Annotated in this window: 15 protein-coding genes; 10 read left to right on the top strand and 5 right to left on the bottom strand. The window is 63.3% G+C overall.

Annotated elements, in window-relative coordinates; translation table 11 throughout:
• Positions 1 to 37: 37 nt before the first annotated feature.
• From QCE73_RS32985 to QCE73_RS32955, 7 genes are all read left to right on the top strand, one after another.
• Positions 38 to 2,101: an NADH:flavin oxidoreductase gene (locus tag QCE73_RS32985; RefSeq protein ID WP_309885171.1), complete on the top strand. Its 2,064-nt coding sequence runs from the start codon at positions 38 to 40 to the stop codon at positions 2,099 to 2,101.
• A gap of 14 nt (positions 2,102 to 2,115) precedes the next feature.
• Complete coding sequence (locus QCE73_RS32980) at positions 2,116 to 4,026, top strand: (Fe-S)-binding protein (RefSeq protein ID WP_187605444.1); 1,911 nt, start codon at positions 2,116 to 2,118, stop codon at positions 4,024 to 4,026.
• A gap of 4 nt (positions 4,027 to 4,030) precedes the next feature.
• The gene (locus QCE73_RS32975) at positions 4,031 to 5,191 is read left to right on the top strand and encodes an electron transfer flavoprotein subunit alpha/FixB family protein (RefSeq protein WP_309885170.1); all 1,161 of its coding nucleotides are present in this window, start codon (positions 4,031 to 4,033) and stop codon (positions 5,189 to 5,191) included.
• Positions 5,188 to 5,946, top strand: coding sequence for a drug:proton antiporter (locus QCE73_RS32970; protein WP_035502862.1), 759 nt, complete (start codon positions 5,188 to 5,190; stop codon positions 5,944 to 5,946). Before QCE73_RS32975 ends, QCE73_RS32970 begins: the two co-directional genes overlap by 4 nt.
• A gap of 96 nt (positions 5,947 to 6,042) precedes the next feature.
• The gene (locus QCE73_RS32965; protein ID WP_035502864.1) at positions 6,043 to 7,341 is read left to right on the top strand and encodes an SRPBCC family protein; all 1,299 of its coding nucleotides are present in this window, start codon (positions 6,043 to 6,045) and stop codon (positions 7,339 to 7,341) included.
• A 23-nt stretch (positions 7,342 to 7,364) separates the two neighbouring features.
• Positions 7,365 to 8,603 (top strand): hybrid-cluster NAD(P)-dependent oxidoreductase, encoded by a 1,239-nt coding sequence (locus QCE73_RS32960; protein ID WP_035502865.1) that lies wholly within the window; start codon positions 7,365 to 7,367, stop codon positions 8,601 to 8,603.
• Between the two features lie 128 nt (positions 8,604 to 8,731).
• Entirely contained in the window at positions 8,732 to 9,586 is an 855-nt protein-coding gene (locus tag QCE73_RS32955; protein WP_035502867.1) for a glycine betaine ABC transporter substrate-binding protein, read from the top strand.
• Positions 9,587 to 10,286: 700 nt separating this feature from the next.
• Here the strand turns inward: QCE73_RS32955 and purU are convergent.
• Complete coding sequence (gene purU, locus QCE73_RS32950) at positions 10,287 to 11,162, bottom strand: formyltetrahydrofolate deformylase (RefSeq protein ID WP_187605449.1); 876 nt, start codon at positions 11,160 to 11,162, stop codon at positions 10,287 to 10,289.
• Between the two features lie 119 nt (positions 11,163 to 11,281).
• Positions 11,282 to 12,193 (bottom strand): choline sulfate utilization transcriptional regulator, encoded by a 912-nt coding sequence (locus QCE73_RS32945; protein WP_309885169.1) that lies wholly within the window; start codon positions 12,191 to 12,193, stop codon positions 11,282 to 11,284.
• Positions 12,194 to 12,301: 108 nt separating this feature from the next.
• Here QCE73_RS32945 and betC point away from each other — a divergent pair, with 108 nt between their 5' ends.
• Entirely contained in the window at positions 12,302 to 13,837 is a 1,536-nt protein-coding gene (gene betC, locus QCE73_RS32940; protein WP_309885168.1) for a choline-sulfatase, read from the top strand.
• Positions 13,838 to 13,892: 55 nt separating this feature from the next.
• Positions 13,893 to 14,840, top strand: a complete 948-nt coding sequence (locus tag QCE73_RS32935; RefSeq protein ID WP_309885167.1) for a choline ABC transporter substrate-binding protein — start codon at positions 13,893 to 13,895, stop codon at positions 14,838 to 14,840.
• 15 nt (positions 14,841 to 14,855) lie between these two features.
• Here QCE73_RS32935 and QCE73_RS32930 read toward each other — a convergent pair whose 3' ends face one another.
• Positions 14,856 to 15,878 carry a glycosyltransferase family 2 protein gene (locus tag QCE73_RS32930; RefSeq protein ID WP_309885166.1) on the bottom strand — a complete coding sequence of 341 codons (1,023 nt, stop codon included), beginning with the start codon at positions 15,876 to 15,878 and terminating at the stop codon, positions 14,856 to 14,858.
• A gap of 431 nt (positions 15,879 to 16,309) precedes the next feature.
• Here QCE73_RS32930 and QCE73_RS32925 point away from each other — a divergent pair, with 431 nt between their 5' ends.
• Positions 16,310 to 17,458: a porin gene (locus QCE73_RS32925; RefSeq protein ID WP_309885165.1), complete on the top strand. Its 1,149-nt coding sequence runs from the start codon at positions 16,310 to 16,312 to the stop codon at positions 17,456 to 17,458.
• Here QCE73_RS32925 and QCE73_RS32920 read toward each other — a convergent pair.
• Positions 17,455 to 18,432: a GlxA family transcriptional regulator gene (locus QCE73_RS32920; RefSeq protein ID WP_035511431.1), complete on the bottom strand. Its 978-nt coding sequence runs from the start codon at positions 18,430 to 18,432 to the stop codon at positions 17,455 to 17,457. The genes QCE73_RS32925 and QCE73_RS32920 overlap by 4 nt on opposite strands.
• Before the next feature lie 120 nt (positions 18,433 to 18,552).
• Positions 18,553 to 21,621: an acetoacetate--CoA ligase gene (locus tag QCE73_RS32915; protein WP_309885164.1), complete on the bottom strand. Its 3,069-nt coding sequence runs from the start codon at positions 21,619 to 21,621 to the stop codon at positions 18,553 to 18,555.
• Positions 21,622 to 22,036 lie beyond the last annotated feature (415 nt).

The raw sequence follows: 22,036 nt of genomic DNA, 5'->3' as shown, positions 1-22,036 counted from the left end.
CACGCACCGAAGCAAATTCATTCCGAGGTCGATCGCAATGCGTTACCCGAACCTTTTCAAGCCTCTCCAGCTTAACAAGCTGACCCTGCGCAACCGCATCGTCAGCACCGCGCACGCGGAGGTCTATGCCGAACCGGGCGGCCTGCCCGGCGACCGCTATATCCGTTACTACGAGGAGAAGGCGAAGGGCGGCGTCGGCCTCGCCGTGTGCGGCGGTTCGAGTCCGGTTTCGATCGACAGCCCGCAAGGCTGGTGGAAGTCGGTGAACCTCGCGACCGACAAAGTCATCGATCCGCTCTCGCGTCTCGCCGAAGCGATGCATCGTCATGGCGCGTTCATCATGATCCAGGCGACGCACATGGGCCGCCGTTCCGCCTGGCACGGCGAGCACTGGCCGCATCTGATGTCGCCCTCGGGCGTGCGCGAGCCGGTGCATCGCGGCAACGCGAAGATCATCGAAGTGGAAGAGATCAAGCGCATCATCCAGGACTTCGCCGCGGCCGCGAAGCGCGTGAAGGATGCGGGCATGGACGGCATCGAGATCTCGGCCGCGCATCAGCATCTGATCGATCAGTTCTGGAGCCCGCGCACGAACTTTCGTACCGATGAATGGGGCGGCTCTCTGGAGAATCGCTTGCGCTTCGGTAAGGAAGTGCTGAACGCCGTGCGTGAAGCCGTGGGCGCGGACTTCTGCGTCGGCCTGCGCATGTGCGGCGACGAGTTCCATGAAGACGGCCTCTCGCACGAGAACCTGAAGGAGATCGCGCAGGCGATGTCCGAAAGCGGCCTCATCGATTACGTCGGCGTGATCGGTTCCGGCGCGGACACGCATAACACGCTCGCCAACTGCATGCCGCCGATGGCGCTGCCGCCCGAGCCGTTCGTCCATCTCGCGGCGGGCATCAAGTCGGTCGTGAAGCTGCCGATCATGCATGCGCAAAGCATTCGCGATGCCGGTCAGGCCGAGCGTCTGCTCGCGAACGGCATGGTCGATCTCGTCGGCATGACGCGCGCGCAGATCGCCGATCCGCACATGGTCATCAAGATTCGCGATGGCCGCGAGGATGAAATCAAGCAGTGCGTCGGCGCGAACTATTGCATCGACCGTCAGTACAACGGGCTCGACGTGCTGTGCGTGCAGAACGCGGCGACCTCGCGTGAAGAGACGATGCCGCATGTCATCGAAAAGACGCGCGGACCGAAGCGCAAGGTCGTCGTGGTCGGCGCGGGCCCCGCAGGCCTGGAAGCGGCGCGCGTCGCGCGTTCGCGTGGCCACGATGTCGTGTTGTTCGAGAAGAACGATTACGTCGGCGGCCAGATCATGCTCGCCGCCAAGGCGCCGCAGCGTGAGCAAATGGCCGGCATCGTGCGCTGGTTCGACATGGAAACGAAGCGTCTGGGCGTCGATCGCCGTCTCGGTGTCGCAGCCGATGACAAGATGATCATGGCCGAGAAGCCGGACATCGTCGTGCTCGCGACGGGCGGCTCGTCGTTCACGGATCAAGTCCCGGCGTGGGGCGTCGAGCAAGGCCTCGCGGTCAGCTCGTGGGACATTCTTTCGGGCAAGGTCGAGCCGGGCAAGAACGTGCTCGTGTACGACGGCGTGTCGACACATGCGGGCGCGGGCGTCGCGGACTTCATCGCGTCGAAGGGCAATAACGTCGAGATCGTCACGCCGGACGTGAAGGTCGCCGACGACACCGGCGGCACCACGTTCCCGATCTTCTATCGGCGTCTCTATGCGCAAGGCGTGATTCACACGCCGAACTACTGGCTCGACAAGGTGTACGAGGAAGACGGCAAGAAGATCGCCGTGATCCGCAACGAGTACACGGAAGAGCAGGAAGAGCGCGCGGTGGATCAGGTCGTGATCGAGAACGGCATCACGCCGAACGACGCGCTCTACTGGAAGCTCAAGCCCGAGTCGCTCAATCGCGGGCAGATCGATGTGCACACGCTCTTCGCATCGCAACCGCAGTCGTCGTTGAGCGAAGAGCTCGGCAACGGACGCTTCCTGCTGTTCCGCGTCGGCGACTGCATCTCGATGCACAACATTCACAGCGCGATCTACGATTCGCTGCGCCTCTGCAAAGACTTCTGACGAGGTATTCGACGATGAACCCCGTGTTTGTCATCACCGCGCTGCTGTGGCTTTCGATGGCGGGCCTCGCGTTCGCCTTGCTCAAGCGCGCAGCTTACTGGCGCGAAGGCCGCGCGACGACGGCCGGCGCATACGGATGGGCGAATCTGCTCACCATCCCGAAGCGCTATTTCGTCGATCTGCATCATGTGGTCGCGCGTGACCCGTATATCGCGAAGACGCACGTCGCGACCGCCGGCGGCGCGATCCTCGCGATGGCGCTTGTCTTCATCAACTACGGTCTCGCGATCTACTCCGTCTGGCTCGACCGCGCGATCTTCATCGCGGCGATCATCATGCTGGTCGGCGCGGTGTTCGTGTACCGGCGTCGTCGTGCGAAGGACGTGCCCGCGCGTCTGTCGCGCGGACCGTGGGACAGCCTGCCGCTGTTGCTCGGCTCGTTCGCCGTGGGTCTCGCGCTGTTCATGCTGCTGCCCGCTTCGTGGATGTCGGGATCGCTCGCGATCATCGTGGCATTGCTGATCGCGGCAGGCGCCTACACGATGACCTTCGGTGCAGCGCAAGGCGGCCCGATGAAGCACGCGATGGCCGGTCTGCTGCATCTCGCATTCCATCCGCGCCAGGAACGCTTCAGGACGAAGACCGAGCATGAAGTCGTGCCGCCGACCGCCCTGAAAAAGCCCGTGCTCGATGCGAAGGAATACGGCGTCGGCAAGCCGGTCGAGTTTCGCTGGAATCAGTTGTTGAGCTTCGATGCCTGCGTGCAATGCGGCAAGTGCGAAGCCGCGTGTCCCGCGTTCGCATCGGGTCAGCCGCTCAATCCGAAGAAGCTGATTCAGGATCTGGTCGTCGGCATGGTCGGCGGTTCGGACTCGCAATACGCGGGCAGCCCGACGCCGGGCATTCCCGTCGGCAGGCACACCGGCGGTCCCGCCAAGCCGCTCATCTCGCAGATGATCGAAGCGGACACGATCTGGTCCTGCACGACATGCCGCGCCTGCGTGCAGGAGTGCCCGATGCTGATCGAGCACGTCGATGCGATCGTCGATATGCGCCGCAATCAGACGCTGGTCGAGGGCATCGTGCCGGGCAAGGGTCCTATCACGCTCTCGAATCTGCGCGAGACGGGCAGCCAGAACGGCTACGACATCGGCGCGCGCTACGACTGGTCGGTGGATCTGCAAGTCCAGGTCGCGCAACCGGGCCGTCCCGTGGATGTGCTGCTGATCGCCGGCGAAGGCGCGTTCGACATGCGCTATCAACGCACGCTGCGCGCGCTGGCGAAGGTGATGAACAAGGCGGGCGTCGATTACGCGGTGCTCGGCGGCGTCGAAACGGATACCGGCGACACGGCGCGCCGTCTCGGCGACGAAGCGACCTTCCAGCAATGCGCGTCGAAGCTGATGAACACGCTTTCGCAGTATCAGTTCCGTCGCATCGTCACCGCCGATCCGCACGTGCTGCATAGCCTGCGCAACGAATATCGCGCGCTCGGCGGCTATTACGAAGTGCAGCATCACACCGCGTTCATGGCCGAGCTGGTCGAGAGCGGCAAGCTGTCGCCGAAGGCCGCCGCCGTGCTCGCGGACAAGAAGATCACGTATCACGATCCGTGCTATCTCGGACGCTATAACGGCGAAACGGAAGCGCCGCGCAAGCTGTTGAAGACCATCGGCATCAAGGTGGTCGAGATGGAACGTCATGGCATGCGCGCGCGCTGCTGCGGCGGTGGCGGCGGCGCGCCGCTGACGGATATCCCCGGCAAGCAGCGCATTCCCGATATCCGCATCGCCGATGCACGATCGGTCGGCGCCGAAGTGGTCGCGGTCGGTTGCCCGCAATGCACCGCGATGCTGGAAGGCGTGGTCGGTCCTCGTCCCGAAGTGCTCGACGTGGCGGAACTCGTCGCCGCAGCGCTGGAGTGAAGCCATGAACGACATCAAACGAATCGATCCGCGCCGGCCTTTCATCGTCACGTCGGCCGGGCTGAAGCGCATCACGCTCGGCGAGGTCGGCAACGGCATCGTGCTGGATTTCGCGCACGGCGGTCACAAGGAAGCGGCGAAGCCGCGCCGCACGACAAAGCCCGCGACGCGCTCGCTGCTCGTCGCGGCGCATACGGATCGCGGCGCGCTCGACGATCACGCGCGCCAGGCGCTGGCCGCCGCCGCCTTGCTCGCCGACGATCAGACCGAAGTCGTGCTGATCGCGTTCGGCGAATTCAAGGACGATGCCGCGGCGCTGGGCGCGGATCGTCATGTCGCGCTGCCCGCGTTCGACCGGCGCAATTACGCGCCCGATGAAGAAGTGCGCGCGTTGACGGCATGCGTCGCGGCTTTCGCGCCGGCGCATATCTTCATGCCCGACAACGCAACCGGCGACGGCGATCTCGGCCGTCGCTACGCCGCGCGCGCCGATGCGTCGATCGCGACGCAGGTCGTCGAACTCGATGCGGCGCATGTCGCATCGTATGCACATGCGGGCCGCGCGCTCGCATCGCGTGCCTTGCCCGATGTGGTTTTGCTCGCAGCCAATGCCGTCGATGCGAAGCTGCCCTTCGTCGGCGCGGGCGAGGCGGTGAGTCCGGAAGGCATCGTGCCGGCATCGAAAGTAAGCGCTTATGTCGATCTCGGCATCGAGGAAATGGATGCCGCGCAGGTCGCGCTGGAAGAGGCGGACTTCATCGTGTCGGCGGGCAACGGCGTGTCCGACATCGCCGCGTTCGAAGCGCTCGCGGGCACGCTGGGCGCGGCGATCGGCGCGAGCCGTGTGGCCGTCGACGATGGCAAGTTCACGCGCGACAAGCAGATCGGCGCAACCGGCAAGACCGTCGAGGCGAGCGTATATATCGCGTTCGGCATTTCGGGCGCCGTGCAGCATTTGCAGGGCATCAAGGATTGTCGTCACGTGATCGCCGTGAATCTCGATGCGAGCGCGCCGATTGCCAAGCGCGCGAATCTCACGATCGTCGCGGACACGCAGGAAACGATCAAGGCGCTGAGCGATGCCGCCGCCGCCGCACGCGCCGCGCGTGCCAACGGCACATCGATCGTACAGACCGCGCACGTCGCCGAAGGAGTCGCAGCATGAAGATCGCCGTTCTGGTTTCCACCGGCCGCCATCCCGTAAGCGGCACGGCGCGCTATAGCCGCAACGATGCGGCGGCGCTTGCGATCGCCATCGACATCGCAAAAGCGCAGCGCGCGCAGCTCGACGTGCTGCACGCGGGCGATCCCGCGAATCCGGCGCTCGCCGAATATCTCGCGCTCGGCGCGCCGAAAGTCGAAGTGCTCAATACGCAAGGCGACGCGTGCGCGGCGCTTGCGGCAAGGCTCGCGGGTTACGACCTCGTGTTCACCGGAACGCGCGCCGAAGGCGCATTCGACAGCGGCACGCTGCCGTACAAGCTCGCGGATGCGCTGAACGTTCCGCTCGTCGGCGCGGCCGTCGATGTGAGCGTGACGAAGGAGGGCGTCGAGGTGCGGCAGTTCATGCCGAAGGGCTTGCGCCGCCGCGTGCGGGCGCCGCTGCCCGCGCTCGTCGCGGTGCATCCGCTCGCCAATGCGGCGCCGCGCTATGCGTACGCGCGCATGCGTGAAGGCCACGTCGCGCCGGTCGCGGCGAGCGCGCCTGTCGACCGGGAAAGCACGGCGTGGAGCATCGGCCCGATCACGGCGAAGCCGAAGAAACTGGCCGCGCCCGAGAAGCGCTCGGGCCACGCGCGGATGCTCGGCGCGACGACGACGGAAAGCCGCGGCGGCAGCGTCGTAATTGAAGGGAGTTCCGTCGAAAAAGCACAAGTGATTCTGGCGTATTTGCGCGAGCATCAACTCGTCGATTATTGATTTCCGGCCCGACCGGGCGACCCACATACGAAAGCAGCAGCCCGCGTTCAAAGGTGTTTGGCGGGGCACCAGACGTGACGCAAAACGGAGCACACGATGAAAGTTTCGGCAGACGTTCGCGCTTTGATCGAACGCCGCAAAAAGGGCCACACGCTCGAGGCGCCGTTCTATACGAGCGAAGAGATTCACGCGCTCGACCTCGACGCCATTTTCCGCAAGACCTGGATTCAGGTCGCCATCGAGCCGGACATTCCCGAACCGGGCGATTACACCACGGTCGAGATCGGCAACGATTCGATCCTGATCGTGCGCGACGACGACATGGAAATCCGCGCCTTCTATAACGTGTGCCGTCATCGCGGCGCGCGCCTGTGCAATCAGGAGAAGGGTTCGCTCGGCAATATCGTGTGCCCGTATCACAGCTGGACGTATAACCTTTCCGGCGATCTGATGTTCGCCGAGCACATGGGCGACCAGTTCGACCGCTGCAAGCACAGCCTCAAGAAAGTGCACGTGCAGAATCTGGCCGGCCTCATTTTCATCTGCCTCGCCGACGAGCCGCCCGCCGACTTCGCCGTGATGCGCGAAGCGATGGAGCCGTATCTCGCGCCGCATGGCCTCAAGGACTGCAAGATCGCGGCGAGCATCGACATCGTGGAGAAGGGCAACTGGAAGCTCACGATGGAGAACAATCGCGAGTGCTATCACTGCGTCGCGAACCATCCGGAGCTGACGATTTCGCTCTATGAGTATGGCTTCGGCTATCAGCGCTCGCCCGCCAACGAAGAAGGCATGGCGGCGTTCGAGAAGACCGTCGAAGAGCGCACGAAGCAATGGGAAGCGATGTGCCTGCCGTCCGCCGAAATCGAACGCCTCGCCGATCTCGTGACGGGCTTTCGCACGCAACGTCTGCCGCTCGACCGTGAAGGCGAATCGCAGACGCTCGACGCGAAGGTCGCATCGAAGAAGCTGCTCGGCGGTTTCGAGCGCGCGGACCTGGGCGGGCTGTCGTTCTGGACGCAGCCGAACTCATGGCATCACTTCATGAGCGATCACATCGTGACGTTCTGCGTGCTTCCGCTTGCTTCGGGCGAAACGCTCGTGCGCACGAAATGGCTCGTGCACAAGGATGCGCGCGAGGGCATCGATTACGACGTCGACAACCTCACGGCCGTGTGGCGCGCGACGAACGATCAGGACCGTACGCTCGTCGAGTATTCGCAACTCGGCGTCGCGAGCAACGCATACGAGCCGGGTCCGTATTCGCCCTTCACGGAAGGACTCGTCGAGAAGTTCTGCGAGTGGTACATCGGACGTCTTGCCGATTACGCCGACACGCCGGTACACGGCGTCGATGCGTCGCACGGCGAGAAAGTCGTTTCCTTCATGCGCTAAAGCAGTTGTAGCAGGAGCAGAACATGATGCGCGATCAGGCTACGTTCGAGCCGACCCGAAGCCGTGTGACCCAGCCAAAATTCTGGGGAACGCTGCCCATGCGCTGGGACTGCGACACGGACGAGACGCTCGTCTGCTGTCACGTTCGGCAGGAAACGCACGACGTCAAAAGCTTTTTCTTCAAGGCGCCCGGCGAACGCACGTTCGTGTTCGAGCCGGGGCAGTTCATCACGCTGGAACTCGATATCGACGGCGAGCAGATCAACCGCTGCTACACGATCTCGTCCGCGCCGACGCGCCCGCACACGATCTCCATCACGGTGAAGCGCGTGCCGGGCGGCAAGGTGTCGAACTGGCTGCACGATAACGTCGTCGCGGGCTCGACCGTGCGCGTGCTCGGGCCGTCGGGCGAATTCACGTGCGCGCGGCATCCGGCGCGCAAGTATCTCTTCTTGTCGGCGGGTTCGGGCGTTACGCCGCTCATGTCGATGAGCCGCGCGCATCACGAGCTTGGCGACGATGCCGACATCGTGTTCGTGCACAGCGCGCGCACGCCCGACGACATCATCTTCGCGCGCGAGCTCGATCTGATCGCGTCGAATCACAAGAACTTCCGTACGTCGTTCGTGTGCGAGCGTATCGGCGCGCGCACGAGCTGGCCGGGCGTGACGGGCTTTCTGAGCCTGCCGTTGCTGAAGCTTATCGCGCCGGACTTTCTCGACCGCGAAATCTTCACGTGCGGCCCCGCGCCGTACATGAAGGCGGTGCGCGATCTGCTCGACGAAGGCGGTTTCGATCGCAAGCATTATCACGAGGAAAGCTTCTCGTTCGGCGTCGTCGAGGAAGTCGCAGCGGAACTGACGACTGCGCATGTCGCCGATGCGCTCGCGACACAGACGGATTTCGTCGAAGCGCGTGAGGAAGCGATCGGTTTCGAACCGGCGCCGATCGAGCCGATCGAGCCGATCGTAGAGCCGGTGGCGGAACCGTTGATCGAAACGAAGTTCAAGGTGAACTTCGCGAAGAGCCGGCGCGATATCGAATGCGGTAGCGGCGAGCACGTTCTCGATGCCGCGAAGAAGGCGGGCGTGCGTTTGCCTTCGTCGTGCACGCAGGGCATGTGCGGCACCTGCAAGGTGAAGCTCGTATCGGGCGAAGTGAGCATGAAGCATGCGGGAGGCATTCGTCAGCGCGAGATCGATCAGGGCATGGTGCTGCTGTGCTGCAGCAAGCCTTTGAGTGATCTCGTCGTCGACAAATAAAGTCCTCGGGCGACCCGGATGGGATGAGTCGTTTCTTGACAACTGAGTGTCGGAAAAGTGCGTTACGGGCTAATTCTGGCTGGTGATTCTGTTCGCTAGACGGCGTGGGGCCGCTAAGGGGAAACCAAATGAAACCGATGAGAAGAATGCTCGTGCTTGGGGCGATGACCGCCGCTCTCGCCACGAGCTTTATGGCAAGCGCCGCAGATAAGCCGACGATCAAAATCGGTTACGTCGAGGGCTGGGACGATAGCGTGGCGACGTCGAATGTCGCTGCACGGGTTATCGAAAAGAAGCTGGGTTATCCGGTGCAGCTCGTGCCGGTTGCGGCTGGCGTGATGTGGCAGGGCGTGGCGCGCGGCGATCTGGATGCGACGCTCTCGGCGTGGCTGCCGGTCACGCATGGCGCGTACTGGAACAACTTCAAGGCGAAGGTCGTGAATCTCGGTCCGAACTTTCAGGACGCGAAGATCGGCCTGATCGTGCCGGAGAATGTCGACGTCAACAGCCTGTCGGATCTCGAAGCGAAGAAGACGGAATTCGATTCGCGCATCGTCGGCATCGACGCGGGCGCGGGCGTGATGCAGAAGACGAGCGAGGCGATCAAGGCCTACAACCTCGACTACAAGCTGCTGCCGAGTTCGGGTTCGGCGATGACGGCGGAACTGGCGCGTTCGGAGGCGGCCAACAAGCCGATCATCGTGACGGGCTGGAAGCCGCACTGGATGTTCGCGAAGTACAAGCTGAAGTTCCTCGAAGATCCGAAGAAGGTTTTTGGCGAGTCGGAGCACGTGGATAACGTGATCAATCCGGAGCTTGAGAAGAAGGCGCCGCAGGTGGTTGCGTTTTTGAAGAAGTTTCAGTGGAAGCCGGGCGAGATCGATAGTGTGATGCTTGCGACGCAGAATGGAGAGAAGCCGCAGGCGGCTGCGGATGCGTGGATCAGCGCGCATGGGGATCGGGTGGATAGCTGGACCAAGTGATCGGGTTTGAGCGTTGGGCAACGCTGAGCGCCGTGGGGAGGTTTCCTGCGGCGCTTTTTTTTTGTCGCTGGATCCCGATTTCTTAGTGGTCTATTAGCTCTGCCCCTGTGCGGGGCGGCAGTCACTTTCTTTGCTGCTGCAAAGAAAGTAACCAAAGAAACAGCTTCTCACCGCCCGCGGTCACACGCAGTTTGGCCACACTTGCCAGCCGGAAGTGGCACTCGCCTAAGTGTCGCCCTCAGAGGCCCAATCGGGCTTGGATCGCGCACGGTCTGACAAGCTAGAAGTTTTAGGGCGCTGGTTCAGCACCAAAGAGCTTCGGCACAGCGCTACGCGCTGCCGTCGGGTATGCGAGGGAAACCGAAGAAGAAGCCCACGCGCACCCGATTGACCCATCGGCCGCGAAGCGGGCCGGAGCTATTTGGTGCTGAACCAGTGTGTTATGCGGTGCGGTGAGTCAGACCGTGCGCGGTCCAAGTCTTTGTCTGCTTGTGGGGGCACTCGCTACTGCCGGGCCATTAGGCCAATCGTCTGTGCCGCGGCCGGTGTGAAGTGCTTAGGCTGGGGATAGCTGTTTCTTTGGTTACTTTCTTTGCAGCAGCAAAGAAAGTGACCCCCGCCCCGGGGAGGGGCAGAGCAAATAGACCGACGCGAAAACAGGATTCCACAAACACGCAAGCAAGCAAGCAAAACACAAAACCTATCGCAAAACCACAGTCCGTTCCCCATTGATAAACACGCGCCGCTCGATAAACGCCTTAACGGCCCGCGCCAGCGTAATGCACTCCACATCCCGCCCGGTAGCCAACAACCGCTCTGGCCCATAAGAGTGATCGACCCGCTCGACTTCCTGCTCGATGATCGGTCCTTCATCGAGATCATCGGTAACGAAATGCGCGGTCGCGCCAATCAACTTGACCCCGCGCGTATGCGCCTGATGATAAGGCTTCGCACCCTTGAACCCCGGCAAAAACGAATGATGGATATTGATCGCACGCCCAGCGAGCTTACGACTCGTCTCACCAGAAAGAATCTGCATATAACGCGCAAGCACCATCAACTCGGCGCCTGAAGTCTCGAACAGATCGAGCAAACGCGCTTCCTGCTGCGCCTTGGTATCGGCGGTGATCGGCAGATGATGAAACGGCAAGCCATGCTGCTCGGCAAGATGAGCGAGATCGGTATGATTCGACCCAATCCCGACGATATCCATCTTCAGCTCGCCCATGCGCCAGCGGAACAGCAAGTCAGCGAGACAGTGCTCCAGCTTCGACACCATGAGAAGCACCTTCGGCCGCACGGCGAGATCGTGCATCGCCCAGGTCATCGAGAAGCGTCCGGCGATCGGCTCGAATTCCTGTTTCAGCATTGCGAGATCGAGCGTCTCTTCGGGTCGCGCACCATGAAACACGCAACGCACGAAAAAGCGTTCCGACAGATCGTCGTCGAAGACCGTGAATTCATCGATATAGCCGTGATGCCGCTCCAGAAAACCGACGATGGCGGCCACCTGCCCCGCCGCGCTCGGGCACGAAACGGTAAGCACCAGTTGATCAAAGCGGGAATCGGCTGCCATGCGTGCTCCACATTCGAATGGTTGCAGCGCCACGAAATGCGGCGAGCGTACGCGCTAGTAGAGCAAACGCGAGCACATCCGGGATAGAAGCGAACCGCCGCGCAGATAGTACGAAAGCGTCAGCCGGCGATGTCGCATTCGTCGAGCAGCCACTCGCTGAACGCGCGCACGGCCGCAGTCGGCTCGCGCGGCGTGACGAGCACGTAGCCGCGATCGGTGACGAGCGGGGCATCGCAGAGCGCGACGAGCTGGCCCGTCGCGATGAGTTCATCGATGAGCGGCGCCCAGCCGAGCGCGACGCCCTGGCCCATAACCGCCGCGTGCGCGACGAGCGCATAGCTGTTGAACGTGAAGCCACCGTGCGTCGGCGGCGCGGCGAGGCCTTGCGCCTCGAACCAGGCGCTCCAAGATAGCCAGCGTTCTGGGAAGGTCGGTTCGAGATGCAGCAGCGGCAGTCCGAGCAGATCGGCAGGCGAAACAGGCGTGCTTCTGCCTGCGATCAGCGCGGGGCTGCACACCGGCATCACGCGCTCCGCAAAGAGCTTGACGGCGCTCTTCGTGCCCCAATCGGCCTGCGTATCGCCGAATACGATGACCACATCCGCATGATCGCCCGATGCGCTCGGCAGGCTCTGCGACGTGATGATCTTCACATCGACATCCGGCATCAGCGCCTTGAATTGCGGCAGGCGCGGCATCAGCCAGTAAGTGGCGAAGCCGAAGTCCGTCGAGAGCGTAAGCGTGCGCTGCGCGTGACGTGAGCGGATATCCGACGTGGCCGCGCGAATGAGATCGAGGCCCTGACGCACCGCATCGAACAAACGCGCGCCGTCTTCCGTGAGCGTGACGCCGCGATGCCCGCGCTCGAAGAGCGGCGCGCCGAGCGATTCTTCGAGCTGCACAACGCGCTGGCTCACGGCGGGTTGCGTCGAGCCGAGTTCGCGCGCCGCGGCCGTGAAGCTCGCGAGGCGCGCGGCGGATTCGAACATCGATAGCGCCTGCATCGGTGGCAGGCGGTCCGGCCGCGGCATAAGTGCTCCTTATATGCGCATAACGAAATGCCGTCTTCACAGTTGCAATCTGAACGGCAATAGTGACGCTGAACGCTCAATCAAAGATTCTATTCGAGGCACGCATTCATGCTTGAGACGAAACAAAATATCCTTGTGCTGATGGCCGATCAACTCACGCCCTTCGCGCTCTCCGCATACGGCAACCGTGTGACGAAGACGCCGCGCATCGATGCGCTCGCGCGAGAAGGCGTCGTGTTCGAATCCGCGTATTGCGCGAGCCCATTGTGCGCGCCATCGCGCTTCTCCCTGCTCGCGGGCAAGCTGCCATCGAACATTGGCGCATACGACAACGCCGCCGAATTTCCCTCCGAAACGCTGACCTTTGCGCATTATCTGCGCGCCGAGGGCTATCGCACGATTCTCTCGGGCAAGATGCATTTCTGCGGCGCGGATCAGTTGCACGGCTTCGAGGAGCGTCTCACGACCGATATCTATCCCGCCGATTTCGGCTGGACACCCGACTGGCAAAATCCCGATGCGCGCCCGACGTGGTATCACAACATGAGCTCCGTCATCGATGCGGGGCCGTGCGTGCGCACCAATCAGCTCGACTTCGACGATGAAGTGACGTTCACCACGCGTCAGAAGCTCTTCGATATCGCACGCGAGCGCAATGCAGGCAGGGACGCGCGGCCTTTCATGATGGTCGCGTCGCTCACGCATCCGCACGATCCGTATGCGATTCCGCGCAAGTACTGGGACATGTACGCCGACGAGGACATCGACATGCCTTCGTATCGCGATTCGCTCGATGCATGCGATCCGCATTCGAAGCGGCTGCGTCACGTGTACGAAGCGGACCGCACGCCACCGACCGAGCGGCAGATCCGCAACGCGCGTCGCGCATATTACGGCGCGGTGTCCTATGTCGACGATCAATTCGCGTCGATTCTCGAGGCGCTGGAGCAGGCCGGCCTCGCGGACGACACGATCATCGTCGTCACGTCGGATCACGGCGAGATGCTCGGCGAGCGCGGCCTCTGGTACAAGATGACGTTCTTCGAAGGCGGCTGCCGCGTGCCGCTGATCGTGCATGCGCCCAAGCAGTTCGGCGCGCGCCGCGTGCCCGACTCGGTCTCGCATCTCGACGTACTGCCGACGCTCGTCGAATTCGCACGTGGAGAAGCGCCGCAATCATGGCCCGACAACATCGACGGTCAGAGCCTCGTGCCGCATCTGCGCGCGACGGGCGGCCATGACGAAGCGATCGGCGAATATCTCGCGGAAGGCGCGATCGCGCCGGTCGTGATGATCCGGCGCGGACGCTTCAAGTTCATCCACACGAGCGTCGATCCCGACCAGCTTTTCGATGTGAAGGCGGACCCGTTCGAGCGCGAAAATCTCGTGGGCGATGAACGGCACGCCGCGCAAGTGGCCGAATTCCGCGCGGAAATCGCGCGCCGCTGGAATCTCGACGCGTTGCATCAGGACGTACTGAAGAGCCAGCGTCGCCGTCATTTCCATTTCGCGGCGACGACACGCGGCACGATTCAGTCATGGGACTGGCAGCCGCATGTCGATGCGAGCCAGCGCTATATGCGCAATCACATCGATCTCGACGATCTCGAAGCGATGGCGCGTTTTCCCGCCGTCGAGCACTGACGACGCGAGACGCGATTCCCACTTTCATCATCCCCATATCCGACAGGAACGCACCATGAAAAAGGGCTTCATTCATGCGCTCTTCGCCGCCGCGCTGGCGTGCGTGGCGTCTCATGCATTCGCCGCCGAGCCGCAGGCCTGCACGCAGGTGCGCATGGCGGGGCCCGGCTGGACCGACATCGACGCGACCAACGCGATGAGCGGCATCGTGCTCAAGGCGCTGGGCTATCGGCAGAACGTCGCGAACCTGTCGGTGCCGATCACGTATCAGGGCATGAAGAAAGGGCAGATCGATGTCTTTCTCGGCAACTGGATGCCCGCTCAGGCGCCGCTCGTGAAGCCGTTCTTCGAGGAGAAATCCATCGACGTGGTGCGCCCGAATCTATCCAACGCGAAGTTCACGCTCGCGGTGCCGGACTATGTGGCGGCGGCCGGCGTGCACTCGTTCGCGGACCTCGCGAAGAACGCCGACAAGTTCGATAACCGCATCTACGGCATCGAGCCGGGCGCGCCCGCGAATCAGAACATCAAGCACATGGTCGATGACAAGGCCTTCGGCCTCGGCGACTGGAAGCTGGTCGAGTCGAGCGAGACCGCGATGCTCACGCAAGTGGAGCGGGCCGTGCGCGACAAGAAGTGGATCGTGTTTCTCGCGTGGGAGCCGCACCTGATGAACACGAAGTTCAAGCTGGCCTATCTCGACGGCGGCGACAAATACTTCGGCCCGAACTACGGCGGCGCGACGGTCAATACCGTTGCGCGCAGCGGTTACGAGCAGCAATGCCCCAACGTGGGCCGGCTGTTCAGGCAGATGGCGTTCAACGTCGATCTGGAAAACGGCGTGATCACCGAGGTGCTGGAGAAGAAGACGAATGTCGATGCAGCCGCGACGGATGCGCTGAAGCGGCATCCGGAACTGCTGAAGTCGTGGCTCGACGGTGTGACCACGGCGAGCGGCGGAAACGGCCTCGCAGCCGTTCAGACCGCGCTCGGCGTGAAGTGAAGGAGAAGCGTCCGCCTAGATGTCGAAGTGGTCGAACGCGGCGCGGGTCGTGGGGGAAACGAAGTGGCGGATGACCCGCACATGCGACGCGTCGATGAGTTCGTTGTCGCGATAGATGTCGGCCATTTTGCCCAGACGATCGATGAGTATCTCGTGGACGATGGACGTGTCCTGTCCGAAGTCTTCGGGCTTCGCGACCACGAGCTTGTCGACTGCCCGCACGATGGTGAAGAAGGCGTCGGTGGAGCCCGGATAGACCGTGAGGAACGGGATGACGATGTTTTCGACATCGTGCGCATCGAGGCCGGGATACCAGAGCGACACGAGCCGGCGCCGGGCCGTTTGCAGCCACGGCCCTGCTATGTCTCGCTGGCTGTTGGTGAAGCTGGCGCGGTGGGACCGGTGCTCGGTGAGAACCTGATCGACATTGGCGAGCTCGCCGCCCGCCGCCATGATCGAGGTGAGATAGTGCAGGTCTTCGGCGCTTGGGATGTGGTCGTCGAACCGGACGTCATGTTTGCGAATGAAGGCGCGCCGCAGCATGAGCGTGCCCCCGCTGATGGTGTTCAGGCCGTCGAGGAGGCGCGCCTTGATGTTGCCGTCCCCGAGCGCGCAAAGCGCGATGCCGTCCGGAACATCGCCGAATATGCGCGCGTGCGACCCTGCCGCCGCGAGACGATCGTTTCCCCTGAAGGCGGCGACCTGAGTGGCCAGCCTGTGCGGGAGCGCTCTGTCGTCCGAATCCAGACGAGCGATGAAGTGGCCGCGCGCCGCGTCGAAACCGGCGTTCGACGCGGTGCTGATGCCCTGGTTCCGGTCGAAGCGGATGAGGCGAACGCGCCGGTCGTCGCCGGCGGCCTGGCGTGCGGCGGACAGGGTGTGATCGGCCGAACCATCGTCCACGACGATGAGCTCCCAGTCTTCGAGAGTCTGCTCCTGGATCGAGGCGATTGCTTCGCCGATGAAGGCTTCCGCATTGAACGCGGGAATGACGACAGTGACGAGAGGTGAAGACGGCGAGGCGGTTTTATGCGTCATGGTGCTTGCGAAGGCAGACAGGTCTGCGAACGAAATAAAGATGGCGTGTTCGGTCTTCGGCGGAATCGGTTGCCGAAGCGGCACGAGCGAGATGCAGCTTTTTTACAGATTCGGAAGTATGGAAGCCACGCCCCGCCATGCCTATCGGGCATGTCTTAATCGAAGTCGTTATATCGACGTGAAGCGTTGCATTGCATTGGTCGCAACTGGACAGATTTGCGTCGCAACGGGTCGAGCCGCGACATATATGGGGCCTTATTTTTAACAACGTCGACGCAAGCGTGTTTCTTCGCGTCCGATAGCGACTCGAAGTCAGCCATCCGCAGTTCCCGGCAAAGTCAGCCTGGCGCATTGTCCTCTCGCCGCGCGCGCGAGGCAGGGCATCGCTTTTTCCAACGCAATATCGATCAAGACGAGCAAAGGACGAGCACATGAGAAAAGGACATGCCGCGAAGATTGCAGGCCTCGCGTTCGCAGCGGGCACGGCGAGCGTGCCGATGGCGGCGCATGCGCAAAGCAGCGTGACGCTCTATGGCATTCTCGACGCGGGCGTCACCTGGGTGAGCAACACCGGCGGCTCGCACGTCGTCAAGTTCGACGACGGCATCTCCTACGGCAACCGCATCGGCTTTCGCGGCACGGAGGATCTGGGCGGCGGCTTGCAGGCGGTCTTCGTGCTGGAGTCGGGCTTTCATCTCGGCAATGGCCAGCTCGGATTCGGCGGCGCGGAGTTCGGCCGGCAGGCGTATGTCGGCCTGAAGAACCACTGGGGCACGGTGTCGCTCGGCAACCAGCTCGACATGACCGAAGAGTTCGTCTATCTCTACAACATCTCGGCGTGGGCGAGCGGCTACGCGATTCACCAGGGCGACTTCGACCGCATGAACGGCGACCGTCTGCCGAACTCGATCAAGTTCCTGTCGAACGACTTCGGCGGCTTCACGTTCGGCGGCATGTATTCGTTCGGCAATCAGGCGGGCAACTTCCATCGCAACAGCGCGTGGAGCGTGGGCGCGCACTATGCCGCGAACACCTTCAATGTCGGCGCGGCGTACACCCAGCTCAACAATCCGAACGGCATCTATGCGTTCGATCCCTACGCGATGATCGGCGCGCGCACGTTCCTCGGCCAGCCGACCGTCTCCGTCGATCCGACGACGGGCGCAGTCACCGATCTCTACAGCGCGAATCCGTTCCCCGTCGATAAGCAAGGCGCGTTCGCGGTGGGCGCGGCGTGGACCATCGGCAACCTGATGCTGTCGGGCAACTTCACGTACACGACCATCAAGGGTCTCGGTCAGACCTCGCACATGCAGGTGTACGAAGGCGGCGCGTCATATAGCTTCATGCCCGACCTGAGTCTCTACGGCGGCTATCAGCACACGCGCTTCGAAGGCAATCACTGGAATCAGGGCTCGCTCGGCCTGCACTATCTGCTCTCGAAGCGCACCGACCTCTACGTGTCCGGCGACTATCTGCGCGCGTCCGGTCCGATCGATGCGGTGATCGGCTACAGCTTCACGCCGTCGTCATCGAATACGCAGGCCGATGTGCGTGTCGGCATGCGGCACTCCTTCTAGGCCGCGGCGAGCCGCGCGGGCAGGACGGTGCGCAATGCGCTGCGGTCCTGCCTCGGGCTCGTGTGAAAGCGCGCGCGATACGTGCGCGAAAAGTGCGACGGCGATTCGAAGCCGCACGCGACGCAGACGGCGAGAATCGACATGTCGGTCTGCTGAAGCAGTTCGCGCGCACGCGTGAGGCGCAGGCCGAGATAGAAATGCGTCGGCGTGTCTTTCAATGACGAGCAGAAGAGCCGTTCGAGCTGACGCCGCGTGACGCCGATGGATTCGGCGAGCGCGTCGGGCGACAGCGGCTCTTCCATATGCTGTTCCATCAGCTCGATCACCTGGATCAGCTTGCGATTGTGGATGCCGTAGCGCGCCGCGATCTGCAGACGCTGATGATCCGAGCGCTGCCTGATGCGCCCCAGCACGAACTGCTCCGACACTTTCGCGGCGAGGCTCGCGCCGTGCTCGCGTGCGATCACGTCGAGCATCAGATCGATGGAGGCCGTGCCGCCCGCGCACGTGATCCTCCGGGTGTCGATTTCGAAGAGCTCCTGACTCGTCTCGATGGCCGGATAGCGTTCGCTGAACGCCGCCGCCGCTTCCCAATGCAGCGTCGCGCGCTTGCCCGCGAGCAGCCCCGCTTCGGCGAGGATGAAGCTGCCGGTATCGATGCCGCCGAGCGTCGCGCCCGCGCGATCGAGCCGCTTCAGCCAGTCGCCGATCGCGCGCGTGTAGCCCGAGAGCGGTTCGAATCCCGACACGACGAACACGGTGCGCGCGTCGCTGACCTGATCGAACGCGCATTCGGCATTGAGCGTGATGCCGTTGCTCGCGGCGACGGGCCCGCCATCGACCGTGAGGATATGCCAGCGATACAGGTCGCCCGCGAAGCGATTGGCGACTCGCAGCGGCTCGATCGCGGACATGAATCCGATCGACGAGAATTCGGGCAGCAGAAGGAAATGGAAGTCGTGGGGAGCGGACATCGGATCGATCGATAAGGCCGGGTCGATGAGCAAGCCGTCCACATTAACAAGCGCAAAAGGCGCGCGCAATCCGGCGCGCCCCGTAGGGCGGCCGGATTCGATACTGACATCGATGCGGGGTCAGGCGCTGGAGAGCGCGTTCGTGAGCGTCCGCGCGACGTTGGCGAGTTGCGGCTCGACGACGAGATCGGTGTGCCTGCCGTCGATCTGCATGACCTGCAGGCCGTGCTTCGCGACGCGCTGCCAGACCGGCAGCGGATCGCTGCGCGAGTTGTCGAGCAGGCTCGCGCGCACGTAGACGATCGGGCCGCCTTCGTAGCGGCGCGGCTTGTAGGTGGACATCGCGACGCGCATCGATTCGCGCACGCGCTGGAGCACGGGCGGCAGGCCGGCCGCTTCGGGCGCGGGCTTGTGCGCCTGCTTGCCCATGCGCATGCGCATGCGGTCGGTGATCACCGCCGCCTTGCCGCGCATGTAGCCAAGACGCTCGCTCGCTTCAAGCGCGCGCAATTCGCGCAGCCGGTCCACGACCACGGCCGCCTGATAGCGCGTCCATTGCGAGAAGGGCAGGCAGCGCGTGTGAACGTAAGTATCGAGCAGGCAAAGCATCTCGATCTTCTCGCCCGCCGCGACAAGCTGCTGCGCGATCTCGAACGCAACCAGACCGCCGAACGAATAGCCGACGAGCGCATACGGCCCGCTCGGCTGCACTTCGCGCATGCGCAGCACGTAGCCGCGCGCCATCGCCTCGACGCTGTGCTGCGGGGCTTCGTCGCCGTCGAGGCCGAGCGCCTGGAGGCCGTAGACAGGCCGTTCGTTTTGCAGCATGCCGGCGAGCGTCAGGCACTCCATCACCGAACCGGTGATGCTGTGCAGCATGAAGAGCGGACGCCCGCTGCCCGCGCGCATCTGCACGAGGGTCGAGTCTCCGGCGCGCGTGTCCGGATCGGCGGCGAGAACGGATGCGAGGCGCGCGATGGTCGGCGCGACGATCATCGTCGAAAGCGGCAGCGTGCGGCCGGTCGCGCGCTGCACGTCGGCGAGCATACGCGCGGCGAGCAGCGAATGGCCGCCCAGTTCGAAGAAATTGTCGTCGCGGCCGATCGGCGAGAAGCTGAAATGCTGCTCCCAGAGCGCGCACAGATACGCTTCGATAGCCTCGGCCGATTCGCCCGGCGCGGGCAGATCGCGCTTCACGCGCGTGAGCGACGGATGCTCGCGAATCTGATCGAGACACTCGGGATTGGCCAGCGACGACACGTTGCGCGCGGGCAGGCCGTTGACCGCATCGCGCGCGGCGGCTTCCGAAGGCTTGTTGTTGTGCGTGACGGGCAGGCCATCGACCTTCACGATCACGTCGGGCACGAGCGCGGCGGAACCCTGGCGCGTGAGTTCGCGGCGCACGCGTGCGGCGAGCGCCGCATTCAGTTGCTCGCCCGGCCGCAGCACGAGCAGGAGCACGATGCGCTGGCCTGCATCGCCCGCGTTGGCGCCGGTCTGGGCGACGACCATCGCATGACGGATTTCGTGAATCTCGCTCAGGATTCGATAGATCTCGCCCGGGCTCACGTTGATGCCGCGCACGTTGAGCACGCCGTCGCTGCGGCCGTGCAGGCGCGCGGAGCCTTCCGGCGAGAACTCGATCACGTCGCCGTGCGTCCACACGCCTTCGTTGGCGGCGAAATACGCCTTGTGAAAGCGCGAGCCGTCGTCGTCGCCGAAGAAACCGAGCGGCCGCGACGGAAACGGATTCGTGCAGACGAGCTCGCCCGGCATGATCGTGCTCGCGCCCTGATCGAACGCCTGCACGTCGAGGCCGAGGCTCTTGCACTGCGCCTCGCCCGCATAGACGGGCAGATTCGGGTTGCCGAGCACGAAGCAGCCGATGATGTCCGTGCCGCCCGAAATCGATTGCAACTGCAACTGCTTCACGTGGTCGTAGACCCACTGGAACTGCGAATCGTAGAGCACGGCGCCGGTCGACATCATGCCGCGCAGCGCGGACAGATCGAACTGCGCGGCGGGCTCGATGCCCGCATCCTCGCTCATCTTCAGATAGGCGGAACTCGTGCCGAAGACGGTCGCGCGCTCGCGGGCGACGAGGCGCCAGAGCGTATCGACGGCGGCGACGGGACCGTCGTAGGTAACGATCTCGACGCCCGACGCGAGCACCGACATCTGCCAGTTCCACATCATCCACGAGCAGCTCGTATGGAAGAAGAGCTTGTCGCCGGGACCGAAGTCGCTGTGCAGCCGATGCTCCTTCACGTGTTCGAGCAGCGTGCCGCCCGCGCCGTGCACGATGCATTTCGGCTTGCCCGTCGTGCCCGACGAAAACATGATGAAGAGCGGATGATTGAACGGGAAGCGCGTCCACGCGAAACGCATCGCGTCGCCGCTCACGATCAGCGCGTTCAAATCGTGATGACGCTGCGTCACCGTGCTCGGCAGTTCCGTATCGTCGAGGCAGACGATGTCCGTGAGCGTCGGAAGTTGCGCGGCCACCGCGGCGACGTGTCCCGAGAGCGAGCCGCCGGTATCGAACGGGCGCTGCATCGTGTGTGCGAACATCATCGTCGGGTCGAGCGGCGCGAAGCGATCGAGAATCGCCTGCACGCCGTTTTCCGGCGCGGCCGTCGAGAGCGTTGCGCCGAGCGCGGTCACGGCGAGCGCCGCGGTGATCGCCTCGCAGTCGTTGCGCATGATCGCGACCACACGGTCGCCGGGCTTGAGGCCGAGTTCGGAGAGCGCCTGCGCGAGGCGCACGACGCGCTCGCGCAACTCGCCGCGCGTGTACGTGACGCGGCGGCCATCGGCGAAACACGATGTGATGGCGGGGGCGTCATCGGGCGCAATGCGTTTGCCGAGCAGATTTTCTGCGTAATTCAGTTCGACGTTGGGGAAAAACCGTGCGGTTTCGCATTGATTGCCGATGCAGACCGGTTCATCCGATCCCGACCATTCGAGTCCGTGCGCCGATTCGAGAAAGCATTTCCAGAATTGCCGATATTCACGGGCTGAATAGACATGCAATGCCGAATAGTCGGCGAAATGCTCGCCGGTCGCTTTCTGGAAGGCCTCCGTGAAGGCCGTCATGCGCGATGCGGAAATCTGGTCGGCGGAAGGCGAGAAGAGCGGTTCGCGCGCGTACAGCCGCGCGCTCTCTCGGATGGCGTCTTGACGGTCCATTTTCCAGGCACCTTTGATTTGGAAGCGTGTAGTAAACAGCTGTGTTCGGCGGCGTCGCAGGAAACCTCTCCATTTCCTATGGCCGAGCCATCGCCGAGCCGAGCATAGCCCTTTGCCGGCACATTACCCGGTTAGAAATCCTTGCTATGTGCGACCAACCACAGAGACCGTGGCGTTTCGGCAAAGATTGCCCTTGCACAAGCGGGTCGGACGTGTTTTCCGATGCTCAATGGCGCGAATAAGCGCGTATTCATTCCAGACTCATCGTTTCAATGCGCGTTAACACTATGGTGTGAAATCGCCGGATATGAGCAGGCGCGTCGCGCGAACGAGCATTCGCCACGGCAATGTGCGGAGAGGTCGCAAGCGGTCAAGTCACGGTCGCAGGCGGGCGTTCGGGCGCCTTTATGCGGCG

Origin of the sequence: Caballeronia sp. LZ029, from assembly GCF_031451275.1 — a bacterium.
Lineage (GTDB): Bacteria > Pseudomonadota > Gammaproteobacteria > Burkholderiales > Burkholderiaceae > Caballeronia > Caballeronia jiangsuensis.
This window is presented reverse-complemented; position numbering and strand designations above follow the sequence as displayed.

What these genes read in the sequence shown, in the direction of transcription:
- QCE73_RS32985 (WP_309885171.1), top strand. Translation starts at nt 38, where the DNA reads ATGCGTTACCCGAACCTTTTCAAGCCTCTCCAGCTTAACAAGCTGACC.
- QCE73_RS32980 (WP_187605444.1), top strand. Translation starts at nt 2,116, where the DNA reads ATGAACCCCGTGTTTGTCATCACCGCGCTGCTGTGGCTTTCGATGGCG.
- QCE73_RS32975 (WP_309885170.1), top strand. Translation starts at nt 4,031, where the DNA reads ATGAACGACATCAAACGAATCGATCCGCGCCGGCCTTTCATCGTCACG.
- QCE73_RS32970 (WP_035502862.1), top strand. Translation starts at nt 5,188, where the DNA reads ATGAAGATCGCCGTTCTGGTTTCCACCGGCCGCCATCCCGTAAGCGGC.
- QCE73_RS32965 (WP_035502864.1), top strand. Translation starts at nt 6,043, where the DNA reads ATGAAAGTTTCGGCAGACGTTCGCGCTTTGATCGAACGCCGCAAAAAG.
- QCE73_RS32960 (WP_035502865.1), top strand. Translation starts at nt 7,365, where the DNA reads ATGATGCGCGATCAGGCTACGTTCGAGCCGACCCGAAGCCGTGTGACC.
- QCE73_RS32955 (WP_035502867.1), top strand. Translation starts at nt 8,732, where the DNA reads ATGAAACCGATGAGAAGAATGCTCGTGCTTGGGGCGATGACCGCCGCT.
- purU (WP_187605449.1), bottom strand. Translation starts at nt 11,162, where the DNA reads ATGGCAGCCGATTCCCGCTTTGATCAACTGGTGCTTACCGTTTCGTGC.
- QCE73_RS32945 (WP_309885169.1), bottom strand. Translation starts at nt 12,193, where the DNA reads ATGCCGCGGCCGGACCGCCTGCCACCGATGCAGGCGCTATCGATGTTC.
- betC (WP_309885168.1), top strand. Translation starts at nt 12,302, where the DNA reads ATGCTTGAGACGAAACAAAATATCCTTGTGCTGATGGCCGATCAACTC.
- QCE73_RS32935 (WP_309885167.1), top strand. Translation starts at nt 13,893, where the DNA reads ATGAAAAAGGGCTTCATTCATGCGCTCTTCGCCGCCGCGCTGGCGTGC.
- QCE73_RS32930 (WP_309885166.1), bottom strand. Translation starts at nt 15,878, where the DNA reads ATGACGCATAAAACCGCCTCGCCGTCTTCACCTCTCGTCACTGTCGTC.
- QCE73_RS32925 (WP_309885165.1), top strand. Translation starts at nt 16,310, where the DNA reads ATGAGAAAAGGACATGCCGCGAAGATTGCAGGCCTCGCGTTCGCAGCG.
- QCE73_RS32920 (WP_035511431.1), bottom strand. Translation starts at nt 18,432, where the DNA reads ATGTCCGCTCCCCACGACTTCCATTTCCTTCTGCTGCCCGAATTCTCG.
- QCE73_RS32915 (WP_309885164.1), bottom strand. Translation starts at nt 21,621, where the DNA reads ATGGACCGTCAAGACGCCATCCGAGAGAGCGCGCGGCTGTACGCGCGC.